18 protein-coding genes are annotated in these 18,238 nt (G+C 30.6%); 7 read left to right on the top strand and 11 right to left on the bottom strand.

The window, feature by feature from the left end:
- Positions 1–15 precede the first annotated feature (15 nt).
- Complete coding sequence (locus CLV91_RS05065) at positions 16–378, top strand: TetR/AcrR family transcriptional regulator (protein ID WP_121064596.1); 363 nt, start codon at positions 16–18, stop codon at positions 376–378.
- Between the two features lie 112 nt (positions 379–490).
- On the opposite strand, the gene CLV91_RS05060 is transcribed toward CLV91_RS05065, so the two are convergent.
- Entirely contained in the window at positions 491–967 is a 477-nt protein-coding gene (locus tag CLV91_RS05060) for a CYTH domain-containing protein (protein ID WP_121064594.1), read from the bottom strand.
- Between the two features lie 51 nt (positions 968–1,018).
- Here CLV91_RS05060 and dinB point away from each other — a divergent pair, with 51 nt between their 5' ends.
- Entirely contained in the window at positions 1,019–2,116 is a 1,098-nt protein-coding gene (gene dinB / locus CLV91_RS05055; RefSeq protein WP_121064592.1) for a DNA polymerase IV, read from the top strand.
- Between the two features lie 54 nt (positions 2,117–2,170).
- On the opposite strand, the gene CLV91_RS05050 is transcribed toward dinB, so the two are convergent.
- The 9 genes from CLV91_RS05050 to CLV91_RS05015 form a co-directional block, all read right to left on the bottom strand.
- Complete coding sequence (locus CLV91_RS05050) at positions 2,171–2,560, bottom strand: cupredoxin domain-containing protein (protein ID WP_121064590.1); 390 nt, start codon at positions 2,558–2,560, stop codon at positions 2,171–2,173.
- A 37-nt stretch (positions 2,561–2,597) separates the two neighbouring features.
- On the bottom strand, positions 2,598–3,146 hold the full coding sequence (locus CLV91_RS05045) for a carboxymuconolactone decarboxylase family protein (protein ID WP_121064588.1): 549 nt from the start codon (positions 3,144–3,146) through the stop codon (positions 2,598–2,600).
- A 51-nt stretch (positions 3,147–3,197) separates the two neighbouring features.
- Entirely contained in the window at positions 3,198–3,353 is a 156-nt protein-coding gene (locus CLV91_RS16800; RefSeq protein ID WP_170146700.1) for a hypothetical protein, read from the bottom strand.
- Positions 3,354–3,443: 90 nt separating this feature from the next.
- On the bottom strand, positions 3,444–4,292 hold the full coding sequence (locus CLV91_RS05040; RefSeq protein ID WP_121064586.1) for a helix-turn-helix domain-containing protein: 849 nt from the start codon (positions 4,290–4,292) through the stop codon (positions 3,444–3,446).
- A 118-nt stretch (positions 4,293–4,410) separates the two neighbouring features.
- Complete coding sequence (gene pyk / locus CLV91_RS05035) at positions 4,411–5,853, bottom strand: pyruvate kinase (RefSeq protein WP_121064584.1); 1,443 nt, start codon at positions 5,851–5,853, stop codon at positions 4,411–4,413.
- Between the two features lie 2 nt (positions 5,854–5,855).
- A complete protein-coding gene (locus CLV91_RS05030) occupies positions 5,856–6,320 on the bottom strand; it encodes an IPExxxVDY family protein (protein WP_121064582.1) in 465 nt (154 codons plus the stop codon).
- A 109-nt stretch (positions 6,321–6,429) separates the two neighbouring features.
- On the bottom strand, positions 6,430–7,167 hold the full coding sequence (gene rnc, locus CLV91_RS05025) for a ribonuclease III (protein ID WP_121064580.1): 738 nt from the start codon (positions 7,165–7,167) through the stop codon (positions 6,430–6,432).
- 6 nt (positions 7,168–7,173) lie between these two features.
- A complete protein-coding gene (fabF, locus tag CLV91_RS05020) occupies positions 7,174–8,424 on the bottom strand; it encodes a beta-ketoacyl-ACP synthase II (protein ID WP_121064578.1) in 1,251 nt (416 codons plus the stop codon).
- Between the two features lie 107 nt (positions 8,425–8,531).
- Positions 8,532–8,765 (bottom strand): acyl carrier protein, encoded by a 234-nt coding sequence (locus tag CLV91_RS05015; RefSeq protein ID WP_008269813.1) that lies wholly within the window; start codon positions 8,763–8,765, stop codon positions 8,532–8,534.
- Between the two features lie 161 nt (positions 8,766–8,926).
- On the opposite strand from CLV91_RS05015, the gene purN reads away from it, so the two are divergent.
- From purN to CLV91_RS04995, 4 genes are all read left to right on the top strand, one after another.
- On the top strand, positions 8,927–9,496 hold the full coding sequence (gene purN / locus CLV91_RS05010; protein ID WP_121064576.1) for a phosphoribosylglycinamide formyltransferase: 570 nt from the start codon (positions 8,927–8,929) through the stop codon (positions 9,494–9,496).
- Positions 9,496–10,131, top strand: coding sequence for a ribonuclease H1 domain-containing protein (locus CLV91_RS05005; protein WP_121064574.1), 636 nt, complete (start codon positions 9,496–9,498; stop codon positions 10,129–10,131). Before purN ends, CLV91_RS05005 begins: the two co-directional genes overlap by 1 nt.
- Before the next feature lie 122 nt (positions 10,132–10,253).
- Positions 10,254–11,180 (top strand): PfkB family carbohydrate kinase, encoded by a 927-nt coding sequence (locus CLV91_RS05000; protein WP_121064572.1) that lies wholly within the window; start codon positions 10,254–10,256, stop codon positions 11,178–11,180.
- A 45-nt stretch (positions 11,181–11,225) separates the two neighbouring features.
- On the top strand, positions 11,226–13,124 hold the full coding sequence (locus tag CLV91_RS04995) for an amidophosphoribosyltransferase (RefSeq protein WP_121064570.1): 1,899 nt from the start codon (positions 11,226–11,228) through the stop codon (positions 13,122–13,124).
- A gap of 1,104 nt (positions 13,125–14,228) precedes the next feature.
- Here the strand turns inward: CLV91_RS04995 and CLV91_RS04985 are convergent.
- The gene (locus tag CLV91_RS04985) at positions 14,229–14,837 is read right to left on the bottom strand and encodes a superoxide dismutase (protein WP_121064566.1); all 609 of its coding nucleotides are present in this window, start codon (positions 14,835–14,837) and stop codon (positions 14,229–14,231) included.
- A gap of 118 nt (positions 14,838–14,955) precedes the next feature.
- Here CLV91_RS04985 and CLV91_RS04980 point away from each other — a divergent pair, with 118 nt between their 5' ends.
- Positions 14,956–18,054: a UvrD-helicase domain-containing protein gene (locus CLV91_RS04980; protein WP_121064564.1), complete on the top strand. Its 3,099-nt coding sequence runs from the start codon at positions 14,956–14,958 to the stop codon at positions 18,052–18,054.
- Positions 18,055–18,238: the final 184 nt, after the last annotated feature.

Below are 18,238 nucleotides of genomic sequence, written 5' to 3'. Positions count from 1 at the left end.
TTAATCATAAAATTCATGATAAATAAGTGTCAGTTTTTAGAATTTGCAATTTCTAAATTTACAAAATTTGGAAGTAAAAAATTTACTTTAGATGAGCTTGCTCGCGAAATGGGAATCTCTAAAAAAACTATATATAAAAAATTTTCTGGTAAAGAAGCTATAGTTAATGAGAGCCTTATTTTACTTCTAGAAAAAATAGAAATTGACATTAATAAATGTATTGAAAAAGAAAATTCTAATCCAATTCTTGCTGTAATAGGAATTTATAGAGTTGGGTTAGATTATTTAAAAACCTTTAGTCCTTCTTTTTTATATGGCTTACAAAAATATTACCCTAAAGCTAATAGAGAATTTTCAAAATTTAGAAAAAAACAGTGAATAAAACTGTATATAATTTACTCTTAGAAGCACAAAATAATGGTATTATTAGAACATTTAATAATTAACAACATTAGAGGTATTACAACAGAAAAATATGCTAAAGAGAACCTTATTTCTCTACCCAATTTTTAAAAGGCACTTTACTTAATTGCGAATTATAATATTTAGTTATTCCAGAAACTTCTTGTCCTAGCCATTCTGGTTTTTTAAAAATTTCATCTTCAGAAGACAACTCTACCTCAGCTATTATCAAACCTTTATTATCCCCAAAAAATTCATCCACCTCAAAAACATGATTACCAACTTTTACTTCGTATCTAATTTTATCTATACTACCAGGTTCCGCTATTTTTAATAATTGTTCTGCCTCAGTTAAATCAATTTCCTTCTCCCATTCAAACCTAGAAACCCCTGTTTTGTTCCCTTTTCCTTTTACAGTAATAAAACCTTTGTCTCCTTTAATCCTAATACGAACTGTACGTTCCGGGTTCGTATTTAAAAAACCTTGAACAATACGCGTTTTTGTATTTGCATTTGTTTTATAATCTTCCGAAACAACTAAAAATTTACGTTCTATTTCTATCATTTAAAGCCTTGTTTTACTTTTTGTAAAAATATATAAAGTTTACATTTGTTTATGCTCTCTAAACTTCCTTTACGAAAAATAATTCATGTAGATATGGATGCCTTTTATGCATCTGTAGAGGAATTAGATAATCCTAGCTTAAAAGGAAAACCCTTAGCTGTTGGCGGTAATGAAATAAGAGGAGTGGTTTCTGCTGCTAATTATGAAGCTCGCAAATTTGGTGTTCGTAGTGCTATGAGCGGATTTATGGCAAAGAAAAATTGTCCACATCTTACCTTTGTAAAGCCAAGATATGATCGTTATAAAGCAATTTCTCAAAAAATTAGAGCTATCTTTTTTGATTACACAGATTTGGTAGAACCACTTTCATTAGATGAAGCTTATTTAGATGTAACTACCAATAAAAAGGGAAACCCTTCTGCCTCTTTAATTGCCAAAGAAATTAGACAACGTATTTATAATGAGCTTGGTTTGGCTGCCTCTGCTGGAATCTCTATTAATAAATTTATTGCCAAAGTTGCAAGTGACTTTAATAAACCCAATGGTCAAAAAACGGTAAACCCAGAAGAGGTTATACAGTTTTTAGAAGATTTAGAGATCCGAAAGTTTTATGGGGTTGGAAAAGTAACTACCCAAAAAATGTATAAGCTAGGTATTTTTACTGGGAAAGATTTAAAAACTAAATCCCTAGAATTTTTAAAAACTAATTTTGGGAAAAGCGGAGCGTATTATTATAATGTTGTCCGTGGTATTCACACCAGTGAAGTTAAAGCCCATAGAATTCCTAAATCTTTAGGAGCAGAACGTACGTTTAGTGAAAATCTAAGTAGTGAAATTTTTATGTTAGAACGCTTAGATAATATTGCAACTGAACTGGAAAAGCGATTAGATAGAGCCAAAATAGCCGGAAAGACAATAACTCTTAAAATAAAATATAGCGACTTTAGTTTACAAACCAGAAGTAAAACACTTCCCTATTTTATTTCAAAAAAAGATTTAATTTTTGAAACCGCTAAAGAGCTACTATTTCAAGAAAAATTAGAAAATTCGGTTCGCCTTTTAGGTATTTCTTTAGCTAATTTAAATACCGAGGATAAACAAAAAGAAAAAAAGAAAACCATAGATATTCAACTACGGTTTGATTTTTAATAAAAAAAGCCTCTATGTTAAATAACATAAAGGCTTTTTTAACAAAACACTTAACTACTTAACTGTTAAAATATTATCCGTTGAAGTTGGATTCATAGGACAGAAATAAACGTACTCTCCTTTTGCCAAAGTTGTAGGTTTAGATTTTTGAGTTTTACCTGTTGCTACAACCTCTGTAACATAAGCTGTTTGTATATGATTTTCTGGTTTAGTAATGTCTTTTCCTTTTTGTACTAAAACAAAACCAACATCATGACCCACTGCATTATTTGCAATTTCAAAAACATACGTTCCCTCAGAAACTGTAATTTCTTTTTGTGTAAATTCTCCAGTTGTTTGCTCTAAAGAAATGGTTTTTTGCGCCTTTTTCATCATTTTGTCTTGTGCATTTGAAGAAAATGTTACTCCTAATGCTAATACTGCTAATACAATTAATTTTTTCATGATTTTAATTTTTAAAGTTTATTCTTATTTATGTTAATTATGCTTCTATTGTTTCTAAATCTTGCGCTACTGGAAAATCTACAGGCACATCTGTTGTTTTATGTAAGTAGTTAGATATTGTTTTATCCCCTACTAAAACTATTGTATCTATTAAGTTTTCTTTTGTCCAGCCTGCATTAAAAAAGTTTTCAACTACTGCAGAACTTGTTGCTCCTCGGTTTTCTGTAATATTTTTTGCTAAAGCAGCCAACGCATTTAATTTGGTATCAAAAGAAGCTTTACCAGCTCTTAATTCTAAGATTTGAGCATCCGTAAATCCGTTCATTTTTCCTATTGCTGTATGTGCAGAAAGACAGTATGTACAAGCGTTTACTTGACTTACAGCTAAATTCACAACTTCTTTCTCTTTAGCTGATAAAGATGTTTTTGCATTAGATAATGCTAAATAGTTTCCTAAAGCATTTTCTGAATATGCATAGGTTGCATAAAGGTTTGGCACAAAACCAACTGCATTTTCTAGGTTGTCAAAAATTGCTTGATTAGCAACACTTACTTCTTCTCTTTTTGGTACATTAAAATTGCTCATATTATTATTTTTTACTTCCGTTATTACGAAAATTTAGTATTACTATTTAGTTTATAGGGATATAAATGGTTTCTCCGCATCACAATAAAAATCATGATGGTGTTTTTGCTCACAATGACTTTCTAAATTAATAGTCTTAGCCTCTGCTCTATTGGTGTTTCCAAAAATCTCAATGAGATTAAAAAGTGACTTATGTATATTTTTCATCTTGTATTGTTTTTAATTACACTACAAAGATGCGACAGTAAAGAACCTTTTTGTTATTACGTATTTCCCGACTACTTGTATAAATTTCCTTTATGGAAGAATTTCGTTTGTTTCTCGGTATTTAGAAGGAGATAATGAGGTCATTTTCTTAAAAAAGCTACTAAAATGAGCAGGGTCATTAAACCCTAATTCATATGCTATTTCTTGATTTTGTTTGTCTGTGAAGTTTATTAAACGTTTTGCCTCTAGAGCAACACGCTCCAAAATAATTTGCTGTGGTGATTTTTGATTATATAATGCAAACAAATTAGATAGTGTTTTAGGGCTTTTAAAAAGTAGCTCTGCATATTCACTAACTTTTCTTTTAGTTTTATAATGAGCGTCTACCAATACATTAAACTTACGAATAACGTCTATCTGATCATTATCTAACTTTTTTACAATAAGTTGTTCTTTAGCCAACCTTGTAGAAATAATAATTAATCTCTTTAAAAGCATTTGAAGCATGTCTCCTTGAATTTTATCTGGAGTAGCAAACTCGTCTTCAAAAATCTCATATAGGGTGTTAAATTTGCGCTCTTGCTCTATAGGGATTGTTATTATTGGCAAATCTTGTGTTCCAAAAAACAAAATACCATTACAAGAAACTTCTTCGTCATGGTCAGAAATACAATAAAATTCTCTATTAAATAAAAAAGAGGTTAGTGGTAGTTTGGTAATGGAATAAGAAATATGCTGTAAATATGTTGTTGTAGCTAGCTGGTTAGGTTTTAAGATTAGCGCTTGCCCATCAATTAAAATTTCTAAATCTTCTGCGTTCCTATTCCATAAAAAATTAATTGTCCCAGAAGTTATTGTAAATCTTTGTGCGTCTTTTTTAATATCATCTGTTAACCCAAAAATGGATCCTAACTTTTGATCATAAAATTCAAACTTCATAGGTTTTTTCTTTTTTATAAAATTTTAGTCCTTAGACAAGTTAAAAACTTACTCGTCTCAATAAAAAAGAAAAGCCCAAACACTTTCATGTTTGGGCTTAAAATATAAATTATTGTTTTTAGAAATTACAAGAATCTATTTCTGTAACTCTTAATGTATTTACCATTCCTTTATCTTTTATAGGCATTGCAGCAAGGCTAATTAACATATCGCCTTCTTCTAAAAACCCTTTTTGACAAGCAATTTTATTTACATCTTCTATGGTTTCATCTGTAGAAACATAACGATCGTAGTAAAAAGCTTTAACTCCCCAAAGTAAATTTAGTTGGGTTAGTATTCTTTTGTTTGATGTAAATACTAAAATATGAGCACTTGGTCTCCATGCTGATATTTGAAAAGCTGTATAACCACTATTAGTTAATGTAGATATTGCTTTTGCTTTTATTTCATTTGCCATTAAAGATGCATGGTAACAAACAGATTTTGTAATGTATCTTTTTGTTTTAATATGTGGCGGCTCTTGTGGTACTTTAATAAGGTCTGACCCTTCTACACTTTCTAAAATACTTGCCATTTTATCTATTACCTGTACTGGGTAATTACCTACAGAAGTTTCTCCAGAAAGCATAACGGCATCTGCACCATCCATCACAGAGTTTGCAACATCATTAACCTCTGCTCTTGTTGGTGTAAGGCTTGTAATCATAGTTTCCATCATTTGGGTAGCTATAATTACTGGTATTCTAGCTCTTTTAGCTCGTAATACTAATTGTTTTTGAATAAGTGGAACCTCATGTGCTGGAACCTCTACTCCTAAATCTCCTCTAGCTACCATTAAACCATCACAATAAGAAACTATTTTATCAATATTTTCTACCGCTTCTGGCTTTTCTATTTTAGCAATAATTGGAATTTTATGCTCTGAATGTTCTTTTATTATATTTTGAAGATCTATTAAATCTTGACTAAAACGAACAAAAGAAAGTGCAATCCAATCTACCTCTAGAGAAATAGCGAATATTGCATCTTTAACATCTTTTTCTGTTAAGGCTGGTAAAGAAATATCTGTATTAGGTAAGTTAACTCCTTTTTTAGATTTTAAAGGACCTCCTTGTATTACTTTAGCTTTTACTTCATCTTTTTTATTAGTAGAAACTACCTCGAACATTAATTTTCCGTCATCTAATAAAATACGCTCTCCTGCTTTTACATCTTCAGGAAATTTTGCGTAGTTCATATAAACTCGCTCTGAGTTACCTTCAAATGCTTCTCCTGTTACAAATGTAATTTCGTCTCCTGGAGAAACTACAACTTCTCCTGCCATTACACCTACTCGTAATTTAGGACCTTGTAAATCCCCTAAAATAGATACGTTAGAACCTAATTCATCATTTAGTTCTCTAATCATTTTAACACGCTCTGTAACATCTTCATAATCGGCATGAGAAAAGTTAATTCTAAAGACATCTACACCTGTATTAATCATGTCTCTTAAGACTTCCTTTTTGCTTGTTGCTGGGCCTAAGGTTGCTACTATTTTTGTTTTCTTTTGTCTTGACATGGTTAAAATATTAAGTTGTTCTTAGATTTTAAGTTTTCAGCATCTATCTTATATGCTGTAATTATTTTTGGTATGGTTGTTAATGCTTTTAAAAGATCTTCTACCATATATGCATCTTCCTCTTCTATTTTTAGAAAATAATCTATTTCCTTATGCTCAGGAACTAAATAATGCCTTGTAAAAGTTACCTCATCTTTAAACAAATCTGCAGTAATTATATTCTCTTTATTTCTACTAGAATTTGTAATTAAAGTCCAATATCTATCATTAATTTCATCTTCCCACTCAAAAAAAGGAAAAGAAATAATATTAGATAGATCTAAATCCTTTTTTGATCTTATAAAGGATGCTTTTAAAGAACTATTTATAGCATATGTTAGAGCATAGTCTGGCAAACTGCTATGCAAAGCAATTAGTATGAAGTTGTCTTCATAAAAATCTTCCGTAATTTTATGTACTGCAACCATAGGCCATAAAAAGCAAATATAGGATTAATTAGCAATCTGCCTAGTTAAGAAATTACAATAAAATTGTGAAATTGTAAACTATATCGTTGTAGTATGTAAAAAAAATAATTTAAGAGTGACTCATTTTGTTTTGGAGTGCAAAATACGCCCTTTTTGATGCTCTTTCTTCGGCTTTTTTCTTAGAAGTTGCTCTTGCTTTTGCGACTATAGTATTATCTATAGATAATTTTACGGCAAAGTGTTTTAATTCGTCATTACCCGTATCCTCATAGACATTATACTTAAATGACTTTTTTTGCTTTTGGCACCACTCAATTATAAGGCTTTTATAACTTATTACTTTTCCTTCTAATTGTTCTATATCTACATAAGGGTTTATAACTTTTTTAGTTATAAAAGTTTCACAGTATTTATATCCGCGGTCTAGATAAATGGCTCCTACTAGGGCTTCAAAAACATTACCGTGTATATTGTCTCCAAAATGGGATTTAGGGATTCTACTCTCAACAAAATTTATTAATCCTAAATCTTTTCCTAATTCGTTAAGGTGCTCCCTACTTACTATTTTAGACCTCATTTTTGTTAAGTATCCCTCATCTCCTTCTGGTACTTCATTATATAAGTACATAGAAATAATAGTTCCAAGCATAGAGTCTCCTAAAAACTCTAGTCTTTCATAATTCATAGGAATGCCATCTGCATCTTTTATATTTACAGACCGGTGTAAAAATGCTTTTCTATATATCTGAAGATTTTTAGGTTTAAAACCTAATATAGCTTTTATTCCCAATAAAAAATTCCCATCCTCTTTAGAATGGGAATTAAATATATTGTATGGGAAACTCATGCAGTCTTAGCTTATTTTTTTAAAAATAACACAAGCATTATGACCTCCAAATCCAAAGGTATTGCTTAAAGCAACATTAACTTCTCTTTTCTGAGCTTTGTTTAATGTTAAATTAAGTTTTGGATCTATATTCTCATCTACTGTAGTATGGTTTATTGTTGGCGGTACTATACTGTGTTTCATTGCCAAGATAGATGCAATTGCTTCTATAGCTCCTGCAGCACCTAACAAATGACCTGTCATAGACTTTGTAGAATTAATATTTATTTTTTCGGCATGTTCACCAAAAACTTTAGAAATTGCTTTTAACTCTGCAACATCTCCTAATGGTGTTGATGTTCCGTGTGTATTAATAGCATCTACATCTTCTGGTTTTAAACCTGCATCTTGTAAACAATTTTGCATTACGCGAACAACTCCTATACCATCTGGGTGTGGGGCTGTCATATGGTATGCATCATTAGATAAGCCGCCACCTAATACTTCTGCATATATTTTTGCGCCTCTTGCTTTTGCATGCTCGTATTCTTCTAGAATAAGAGCTCCTGCTCCTTCTCCAAGAACAAAACCATCTCTAGTAGCATCAAAAGGTCTTGATGCTGTTTCTGGGCTTTCGTTTCTTTTAGATAAAGCATGCATAGCACCAAAACCGCCCATACCTGCAATAGTTACAGCTGCTTCACTACCTCCTGTTACTATAACATCAGAATATCCTAAACGTATATTGTTCATGGCATCTATCATAGCATTAGCAGAAGATGCACAAGCAGAAACAGTAGTATAATTAGCACCCATAAAGCCATGCTTTATAGAGATATTACCTGGAGCAATATCTGCAATCATTTTTGGAATAAAGAAAGGATTAAATCTTGGGGTACCATCTCCTTCGGCAAAATTCATTACCTCATTCTGGAAAGTTTCTAAACCTCCAATACCAGCTCCCCAAATAACACCTACTCTAAATTTATCTAATTTTTCTAAATCTAGACCAGCGTCTAAAATTGCTTCATCGGAAGAAATTAAAGCATATTGCGCAAATCTATCTAATTTACGTGCTTCTTTTCTATCAAAGTAATCTAAAGGGTCATACCCTTTTAACTCACAAGCAAATTTGGTTTTAAACTTTTCTGTATCGTAATAAGTAACTGGGGCAGACCCACTTTTACCTTCGATTAAAGCATTCCAATACTCCTCTATATTATTACCTATAGGTGTTAAAGCACCCAATCCAGTAACTACAACTCTTTTTAATTGCATTAAACCTGGTGTTTGTTAATACTTAATAAACTGAAATTTAAAAAAAAATATCCATGCAGCATATTTACCGCATGGATAATTTAAAAACTTTTTAAGAAATCATAAGATTACTTCGCTTCTTCTATATAGCTTATGGCCTGGCCAACTGTTGCGATATTTTCAGCTTGATCATCAGGGATTTGAATATCGAATTCTTTTTCGAACTCCATAATCAACTCAACAGTATCTAGTGAATCTGCTCCTAAGTCATTAGTAAAGCTAGCTTCCGTTACCACTTCGTTTTCATCAACTCCTAATTTATCAACGATGATAGCTTTTACTCTTGATGCAATGTCTGACATAATAATATTGGTTTTAAAAATTTAAATTGATGGCAAAAATAAAAAACTTATGGTTTAATAACACAATTTGTCGTTAAAATGTAGTGTAATTTAAGAAAATTAAATACAAGTGTGGTATTTTAGCCCTAGAATTTTATATTAAAGTAACGTTATTTTACCTAATGAAAAATATTGTTTTATTTGCTTCTGGTTCTGGTTCTAATGTTGAAAACATAATACAGTATTTTCAGAATAACGCTAACGTTACTATTGCCTGTGTACTTACTAACAAAAGGGATGCCAAAGTTATTGATAGATGCAATAGACTAAAAATCAATTGTTTATATTTTAATCGAACGGCTTTTACTAAAACAGATTGCGTTTTAAAAATTGTAGAATCTCATAAACCAGACCTAATTGTTTTGGCTGGTTTTTTATGGAAAGTGCCCTCTAATTTAATTGCAAATTTTCCAAATAAAATAATAAATATACATCCTGCTCTACTTCCAAAATATGGTGGAAAAGGTATGTTTGGAAATAATGTACATACTGCTGTAAAAGAAAATAATGAGTCAGAAACAGGTGTTACTATCCATTTTGTGAACGAAAATTATGATGAAGGAGCAATAATTCATCAAGAAAAAACACTTTTAAGTCCGTCAGATTCTATTGAGGAAATAGCTTCTAAAGTTCATAAATTAGAATATACTTTTTTTCCTAAAGTAATAGAAAAACTACTTTTAGAAGCATAATGGCCGGAAAGAAAAAATTTTATGTAGTATGGCAAGGTTTAAAACCTGGAATTTATACTTCTTGGAAAGAATGTAAAGCCGCCATTACTGGTTATAAAGGAGCACAATATAAATCTTTTGAGTCTTTGGCAACTGCGCAAACAGCATATAATGGTAGCTATAATGACTATAAAGGGCAAAAAACAAAAAAAGCATCTTTATCTAAAGAAGAACTTTTAAAATATGGTTTGCCTAACTATAATTCTATTGCCGTTGATGCTGCTTCTAGTGGAAACCCAGGTATTATGGAATACCAAGGAGTAGATTCTAAATCTGGAAAAAGACTCTTTCATCAAGGTCCTTTTAAACAAGGAACCAATAATATAGGAGAATTTTTAGCGCTTGTACATGGTTTAGCATATTTAAAAAAGCATAACAGCGACCGTATACTTTATACAGATTCTAGAACAGCAATGAGCTGGGTTCGTAAAAAAAAATGCAATACCAAGTTAGCACAAAACGATAAAAACAAAGAGCTTTTTGTTTTAGTAGACAGAGCTGTTGCTTGGCTTCAAACCAATTCCTACACTACATCTATAGTAAAATGGGAAACCAAGGCTTGGGGAGAAATTCCAGCAGATTTTGGACGTAAATAACGGTCTAGTCCTATTTTTCGACAAAAATTCTTATGGATCGATGAAATTTTACTTTTTTGATTCACTGGTTCCTTTTTTCCCTTTTCAAAGCATTATATTTGTAGCTTAATTTTTTTAATAGAATGGGTAAATTATTAATTGTTGGTACTGTTGCATTTGATGCTATTGAAACTCCTTTTGGAAAAACAGATAAGATTTTAGGGGGAGCTGCAACTTTTATTGGTTTAGCAGCATCTCAATTTGATGTAGAATCTGCAATAGTTTCTGTTGTAGGAGAAGATTTCCCTGAAGAATACATAAATCTTCTTAAAAATAAAAACATTGACCTTTCTTCTTTAGAAATAGTAAAAGGCGGAAAAACCTTTTTCTGGGAAGGCAAATACCATAATGACCTTAATTCTAGAGATACAATTACAACAGAACTAAATGTTTTAGCAGATTTTAATCCAGTAGTTCCAGAAAATTTTAAAGATGCAAACGTTGTTATGCTAGGAAATTTACACCCTAGCGTACAAATGAGTGTTATTAAACAAATGGAAAAAAAACCAGACCTTATAGTGTTAGACACTATGAATTTTTGGATGGATAATGCGCTTGAAGAATTAAAAGAAGTTATAAAAGAGATTGATGTAATCACCATTAATGATGAAGAGGCAAGACAATTAACTAATGAATATTCTTTAGTTAAAGCTGCTGCAGCTATTCATAAAATGGGACCTAAATATGTAGTTATTAAAAAAGGAGAACACGGTGCACTATTATTTCATAATAATGAAATTTTCTTTGCTCCAGCTTTACCTTTAGAAGAAGTTTTTGATCCAACCGGAGCAGGAGATACTTTTGCTGGTGGTTTTTCGGGCTATTTAGCATCTACTAACAACATAAGTTTTTCTAATTTAAAAAATGCTGTAATACACGGATCTAACCTTGCATCTTTTTCTGTAGAAAAATTTGGAACTGCTAGAATGGAAGATTTAAAACGAGAAGAAGTAAACAAAAGACTTCATCAATTTAAGACATTAACACAATTTGATATTAAACTAACATAATTTAACGCCCCTTATTTGGGGCTTTTTTAATACTAAAATAACGTAATGAGTGACGCCATTAAACACGAATGTGGAATTTCTGTAATACGATTACTAAAACCCCTAGAATATTATAAAGAAAAGTATGGCACTGCATTTTATGGTGTAAACAAAATGTATTTAATGATGGAAAAACAGCACAATCGCGGTCAAGATGGTGCTGGTTTGGCAAGTATTAAATTAGATATGGAACCTGGAGAGCGCTACATGAGCAGAGTGCGTTCTGCAGAACAACAACCCATACAAGATATTTTTGCACAAATAAACCAAAGAATAAATACCGCTTTTAAAGAACATCCTGAGTATTTAGATGATGTTGCTTTACAAAAAAAGAATATACCTTATATAGGAGAATTATTATTAGGCCATGTACGCTATGGTACTTTTGGCAAAAATAGTATAGAAAGTGTACACCCTTTTTTAAGACAAAACAATTGGATGCACCGTAACTTAATTGTTGCTGGTAACTTTAACATGACAAATGTTAATGAGCTTTTTGACAATCTTGTACATATTGGGCAACACCCTAAAGAAATGGCAGATACCGTTACTGTTATGGAAAAAATTGGTCATTTTTTAGATGATGCCGTTGCCAAAATATATAAACAGGTAAAAAAAGAAGGCTATACAAAAAGAGAAGCTTCCCCTTTAATTGCGGAACGTTTAAAAGTTTCTAAAATATTAAGAAGAGCTGCAAAGAATTTTGATGGCGGTTATGCAATGGCTGGTTTATTAGGCCATGGAGATGCTTTTGTTCTTAGAGATCCGGGAGGAATAAGACCTGCTTATTATTATAAGGATGATGAAGTTGTAGTTGTAGCTTCTGAAAGACCCGTAATACAAACCGTATTTAATGTTCCTTATGAGTCTGTACAAGAAATAGACCCCGGACATGCATTAATTATAAAGAAAAGCGGTGAATCTGCAATAAAACCGATTTTAGAGCCTACCGAAAGAAAGGCTTGTTCTTTTGAACGTATATATTTTTCTAGAGGTAGCGACAAAGAAATATACCAGGAGAGAAAAGAGTTAGGGAAACTATTATTTCCACAAATCTTAAAATCTATCAATAACGATATTAAGAACTCTGTTTTTTCATATATACCAAATACCGCTGAAACTTCTTTCTTTGGTATGGTTAAAGAAGCTCAAAATTATCTAAATAAAAAGAAAGAAGAACAAATTTTAGCTCTAGGAAGTGCAATTACAAGTGACGAACTACATGAAATTTTAAAAGTAAGACCTAGGATAGAAAAAGTTGCTATTAAAGATGCCAAACTAAGAACCTTTATTACCCAAGATAGTAGTAGAGATGATCTGGTTGCTCATGTTTATGATATATCTTATGGATCTGTAAAAAAAGGGGATAACCTTGTAATTATAGATGATAGTATTGTTAGAGGAACTACACTTAGAAAAAGTATTTTACGAATTCTAGATCGTTTAAATCCTGGGAAAATTGTAGTTGTTTCTTCTGCCCCGCAAATACGATATCCAGATTGTTATGGTATAGATATGGCTAAACTAGAAGATTTTATTGCTTTTAGAGCTGCCCTAGAATTACATAAAGATAACAATACAATGAATATTGTAGAAGACATTTATAATAAGTGTAAGCTGCAAATAACGTCAGATGATAAAGATGTAATAAATTATGTAAAAGAATTTTATGCACCTTTTACTGCTTTAGAAATATCTAAGAAAATTGGAGAACTTCTTAGTCCACCAGAAATAAAGGCCGAAGTAGAAATAATATATCAAACTATAGAAAGTTTACATGAAGCTTGTCCAAAAAACTTAGGGGACTGGTATTTTACAGGCAATTATCCTACTCCTGGAGGTAACAGAGTAGTTAACAAAGCTTTTATTAACTTCTATGAAGGAAAAAACGAAAGAGCATATTAAAGGTTTTATCGATGAAATGCATGCAATAGTGTATTTCATCGATAAAACATACTTTTCAACGGCAATATAGCCTCTAAGGTAGTACACAAGACTATTTTAGAGATGCCATAGCATAAGTAGGTTAAGTTCATGGTAAGATTTGGGGTAAAGACGGAGCAATGCTTCGTCTTTTATTTTTTACACTATTCCTAGATTATCCTATTTATTAAACTAAAAACAATACAAAAAAACGGATAAAAAACTTACTGTAGTAGTTTAACTAAAGATACGGTTGCTTTATCTAATACCTTTCTTAACTATACTTCTTTACATTACTTTTGGAGAACCATAGCATAAGTAGGTTAAGTTCATGGTAAGATTTGGGGAAAAGACGGAGCAATGCTCCGTCTTTTATTTTTTATACTATTCCCAATTCATAGTAACACTCTTTCTCTAAAAACTATAGAATTATACCATCAAAAGCTTTATCCTAACACTTTAACTAGAGATATGATTGCTTTGTCTAATACCTTTCTTAACAACACTCCTTTACATTACTTTTGGAGAACCATAGCATAAGTAGGTTAAGTTCATGGTAAGATTTGGGGAAAAGACGGAGCAATGCTCCGTCTTTTATTTTTTTATACTATTCCCAACTCCTAGTAACACTCTTTCTCTAAAAACTATAGAATTATACCATCAAAAGCTTTATCCTAACACTTTAACTAAAGATATGATTGCTTTGTCTAATACCTTTCTTAACTATACTCCTTTACATTACTTTTGGAGAACCATAGCATAAGTAGGTTAAGTTCATGGTAAGATTTGGGGAAAAAAGGTAGAGCAATGCTCTACCTTTTTTATTGCTGAAAACCAGACATTTAACAAGATAAATCCTTCATTTTGTTCTATTCCGACAAAAAAAATTTGTTAAAATTACTTTTTTATGTCCCACAATACCAGTAATTTAGTTTCGCCATAGCATAAGTAGGTTAAGTTTATGGTAAGATTTGGGACGAAAAGGGTGGAGACTTCTCCGCCCTTTTCTATTACAAAAAAAGCCGCCTTGTTTTTTTAAACAAGGCGGCTTTTAAGCTGATTATTATAGTGTTCCTATAATAAATCTTATTTATTTGCTTCATATAAAGCAGAAACTTTATCCCAATTAATTACATTAAAAAATGCATTAACGTAATCTGGTCTTCTGTTTTGGTAATTTAAGTAGTAAGCATGTTCCCATACATCTAAACCTAAAATAGGAAAACCACCACAACCAGTTTCTGGCATTAATGGGTTGTCTTGGTTTGGTGTAGAACAAACTTCTACTTTCCCACCTTTATGCACACAAAGCCATGCCCAACCAGAACCAAATCTTGTTCCAGCAGCACTACTAAATTTATTTTTAAACTCTTCAAAAGAACCAAATGCAGAAGTTATTGCACTTGCTAATTCTCCTGAAGGTTCCCCTCCACCATTTGGAGAAAGTATTTCCCAAAATAATGAGTGGTTATAAAAACCTCCGCCATTATTTCTTACAGCTCCGTTAGACATATCTAAAGTAGCTAGAATAGCATCAATAGATTTTCCTTCTAAAGCAGTACCCTCAATAGCACCATTTAATTTAGTTGTATACCCGTTATGGTGCTTAGTATGGTGTATTTCCATAGTTCTTGCATCAATATGTGGTTCTAACGCATCATAAGCGTACGGTAGTTTTGGTAGTTCAAAAGCCATAATTTCTATATTTTTATTAATTAATTTCCTGTATCAAATTTACTGTTTTTAAGTGTCACATTCAATTAATTCTTTGTTAAGAACTATACATAATTTTGTACTTTGCATATAAAACACATTGCAAGAAGCTTCTTATAAAATATACAATGCCTCCGCAGGTTCCGGAAAAACCTATGTACTTTCTAAAGAATACATAAAAACCATACTGTCATCAACACATTCTTTTAAACAAATACTAGCCATAACATTTACCAATAAAGCTGTAAATGAAATGAAACAGCGTATTGTTCAAAGTTTATTTGAGTTTAGTAAAACTAAATCTATAAATGAGGCATCGGCCATGTTTTTAGATATTATGAAAGAGCTAAAAATAGATGCTGCTACCTTACAAGAAAAGAGTAAAAAAGTGCTAAAAAATATTTTACATAATTATGCTTTTTTTGATATTTCTACCATAGATAAATTTACACATAGGCTTATACGTACTTTTGCGAAAGATTTAAAATTGCCTCAAAATTTTGAAGTTGTTCTAGATACTTCCTTATTATTAGATGAAGCTGTATCTTCTTTAATAAACAAAGCAGGTTCTAATAAAAAACTTACCAAAGTACTTTTAGATTTTGCAATAGAAAAGATAGATGATGATAAAAGTTGGGATATTGCTATAGATTTAAACAAAATAGGGAAACTACTTTTTAATGAAAATCAAGCAAAACATTTAGAAGCGCTTAAATCAAAAAGCTTAGATGATTTTTTAAAACTAAAGAAAGATTTAGTACAAGAAATTTCTAAAATAGAAGCTGATGTTAAAGATGTAGCAAAAAATACATTGCTTTTAATACAAGAATCGGGGTTTGAATTCAGTGATTTTCCAAGAGCAACTCTTCCTAATCATTTTAAAAAAATTGGAGAGGATATATTTGAACCTAACAAACTATACAATAATAAATTAGAACAAAATTTAATGGATAATGAAATAGTAAAAAAAACTATTTCTAAACCTACAGAAGAGCTTTCTAAACAACTATTAGAGTGCTATATAGCTATAAAAAAACTTTTATACTCCAGAGCTTTTTATAAAAATGCATATAAAAATTTAGTCCCTTTAACTGTACTAAACGCTATACAACAAGAAGTAAAAAACATTCAAAAAGAAAAAGACCAGCTTTCTATCTCAGAATTTAATACTATAATTTCTAATGAAATAAAAAACCAACCTGCTCCTTTTATTTATGAAAGGTTAGGAGAAAAATATAGACATTATTTTGTAGATGAATTTCAAGACACTTCTGAGATGCAATGGAATAACTTAACGCCATTAATGAGTAATGCATTAGAAAGTGAAGATTTATCTGGAAAAACAGGTTCCTTATTTTTGGTTGGTGATGCTAAACAAGCAATATATAGATGGCGAGGAGGAAAAGCAGAACAATTTTTAAACCTAGCAAATAATAAAACAAATCCTTTTGTTATACCTCCAAACATTAATAGCCTACCAAATAATTATCGTAGTTATGAAGAGATAATAGAGTTTAACAATTCTTTTTTTACAACTACTAGTCCTTTTTTAAATAATAACAGTTATAAAGATTTATTCATAGAAGGTAATAAACAAGGTAGTAACACCAAAAAAGGAGGTTTAGTTTCTCTTACCTTTTTAGAAGAAGAAAATAGTGACGATGAAAATTACTGTGAAAAAGTACTAGAAACCATACATAACGTAAAAAAAGAAGGCTATAATTATAAAGACATTTGTATAATTACTCGTAAAAAGAAACATGGTATTTTAATTGCAAATTTTTTAATGCAACATAAAATTCCGATAGTATCATCAGAAAGCTTACTTCTTAAGAATAGTCCAAAAGTTCTTTTCTTAATATCTCTCTTAAAATATAACTTACAACCAGATGATTTAGAAAACAACTATTTACTACTTCAATTTTTATCTCAGGACAAAAAAAACAAACACAACTACATAGCCTCTAATATAAATGCTATTCAAGAATTATTTAATACAAATTTTAACTACAATACATCGCAAATAGAACAAGCATCTGTTTTTGATACCGTAGAATACGCCATTAAGCAGTTTAATTTAGCGGAGAATTCTGACGCTTATATAAACTATTTTTTAGATGTTGTATTAGAAGTAGAACAACAAAATAGTGCAGATTTGCAAACCTTTTTAAACTATTGGACAAAAAAAGAAGATTCCCTTAGTATCAGTGCGCCTGAAACTATGAATGCTGTACAAATAATGACCGTTCATAAATCTAAAGGTTTAGAGTTTAATATTGTTATTTTCCCTTTTGCAACTACTAATTTTAATGAAGAAATAGACCCAAAGCTTTGGTTACCGAATACACTAAAAACATCTGAGAATTTTAAAGAACTACTAGTTAGTAAAAAACAAGAAGTTATTAATTATAATACTACTGCAGAATATCTATATAATAATGAAGAACAAAAGTTAGAGTTAGATGCTTTTAATGTTCTTTATGTAGCACTAACAAGAGCGGTTAAGGCATTATATATTTATACAAAGAAAGAACTTAATAAAAGTGGTAGTTATAAAAAAACATCCTATGCGGGAATGTTTATAGATTATCTAACACAAAATAACCTTTGGAACCTTGATACTCTAGAGTATACTTTTGGCACTCTACCAGATACTAAAGAAAAAGATAATACAAATACCCTTAATAGTATACCTTATATATATACAGAAAAGGACCGGCCAAGTTTTAATATAATAACAACATCTGGTATGTTATGGAACACCTCTAGGGAAGATGCTATAAATACGGGAAATTTATACCATAATATTTTAAGCAATATAAAAAACAAAGAAGATATAAATAGTGCCGTAAATAAAGCTATTACTGTTGGAGAAATAAATAATGAGGATGTAGAAGTTATTACTAGTAAATTAAAAGAAATTATAAGTCATCCAGAATTAAAAGAATTTTATCAAGGTACTATTATTGTTAATAACGAAAAAGAGATAATTACAAAAGAAGGAAAACTATTAAGACCGGATAGGGTAATCATAAATAATAAAGAAGCAACGGTTATAGATTATAAAACTGGAAAGAAAAACCCGCGATATTACCAACAAGTTTATGAATATTGTGACGCTCTTAAAGATATGGGCTTTCAAATAAAAAATAAAATTATTATATATATAAATAAAAAAATAGAAATAGAATATATATAATGCTATGGTACTCATGCACATATATTTAGGAATAATATGGGGCAAACTACTACAAGAAGAATGTTAAAATTCGACAAAATGCATGCTTTTTTCTATAAAAAGCGTTAAAAAAAATAGGAAATTGATTTTGTTAATAATATTTAACAACTTACATTTGCAGCTAATAAACACTTAAACTTAAAAA

The sequence above is a fragment of the Maribacter vaceletii genome (assembly GCF_003634105.1).
GTDB classification, from domain to species: Bacteria; Bacteroidota; Bacteroidia; order Flavobacteriales; family Flavobacteriaceae; genus Maribacter_B; species Maribacter_B vaceletii.
The sequence above is the reverse complement of the archived record's forward strand: the minus strand, read 5'-3'. Positions and strand labels throughout refer to the sequence as shown.

Excerpts from the sequence above, each read along its gene's own strand:
- CLV91_RS05065 (WP_121064596.1), top strand. The coding sequence starts at position 16 with ATGATAAATAAGTGTCAGTTTTTAGAATTTGCAATTTCTAAATTTACA.
- CLV91_RS05060 (WP_121064594.1), bottom strand. The coding sequence starts at position 967 with ATGATAGAAATAGAACGTAAATTTTTAGTTGTTTCGGAAGATTATAAA.
- dinB (WP_121064592.1), top strand. The coding sequence starts at position 1,019 with ATGCTCTCTAAACTTCCTTTACGAAAAATAATTCATGTAGATATGGAT.
- CLV91_RS05050 (WP_121064590.1), bottom strand. The coding sequence starts at position 2,560 with ATGAAAAAATTAATTGTATTAGCAGTATTAGCATTAGGAGTAACATTT.
- CLV91_RS05045 (WP_121064588.1), bottom strand. The coding sequence starts at position 3,146 with ATGAGCAATTTTAATGTACCAAAAAGAGAAGAAGTAAGTGTTGCTAAT.
- CLV91_RS16800 (WP_170146700.1), bottom strand. The coding sequence starts at position 3,353 with ATGAAAAATATACATAAGTCACTTTTTAATCTCATTGAGATTTTTGGA.
- CLV91_RS05040 (WP_121064586.1), bottom strand. The coding sequence starts at position 4,292 with ATGAAGTTTGAATTTTATGATCAAAAGTTAGGATCCATTTTTGGGTTA.
- pyk (WP_121064584.1), bottom strand. The coding sequence starts at position 5,853 with ATGTCAAGACAAAAGAAAACAAAAATAGTAGCAACCTTAGGCCCAGCA.
- CLV91_RS05030 (WP_121064582.1), bottom strand. The coding sequence starts at position 6,320 with ATGGTTGCAGTACATAAAATTACGGAAGATTTTTATGAAGACAACTTC.
- rnc (WP_121064580.1), bottom strand. The coding sequence starts at position 7,167 with ATGAGTTTCCCATACAATATATTTAATTCCCATTCTAAAGAGGATGGG.
- fabF (WP_121064578.1), bottom strand. The coding sequence starts at position 8,424 with ATGCAATTAAAAAGAGTTGTAGTTACTGGATTGGGTGCTTTAACACCT.
- CLV91_RS05015 (WP_008269813.1), bottom strand. The coding sequence starts at position 8,765 with ATGTCAGACATTGCATCAAGAGTAAAAGCTATCATCGTTGATAAATTA.
- purN (WP_121064576.1), top strand. The coding sequence starts at position 8,927 with ATGAAAAATATTGTTTTATTTGCTTCTGGTTCTGGTTCTAATGTTGAA.
- CLV91_RS05005 (WP_121064574.1), top strand. The coding sequence starts at position 9,496 with ATGGCCGGAAAGAAAAAATTTTATGTAGTATGGCAAGGTTTAAAACCT.
- CLV91_RS05000 (WP_121064572.1), top strand. The coding sequence starts at position 10,254 with ATGGGTAAATTATTAATTGTTGGTACTGTTGCATTTGATGCTATTGAA.
- CLV91_RS04995 (WP_121064570.1), top strand. The coding sequence starts at position 11,226 with ATGAGTGACGCCATTAAACACGAATGTGGAATTTCTGTAATACGATTA.
- CLV91_RS04985 (WP_121064566.1), bottom strand. The coding sequence starts at position 14,837 with ATGGCTTTTGAACTACCAAAACTACCGTACGCTTATGATGCGTTAGAA.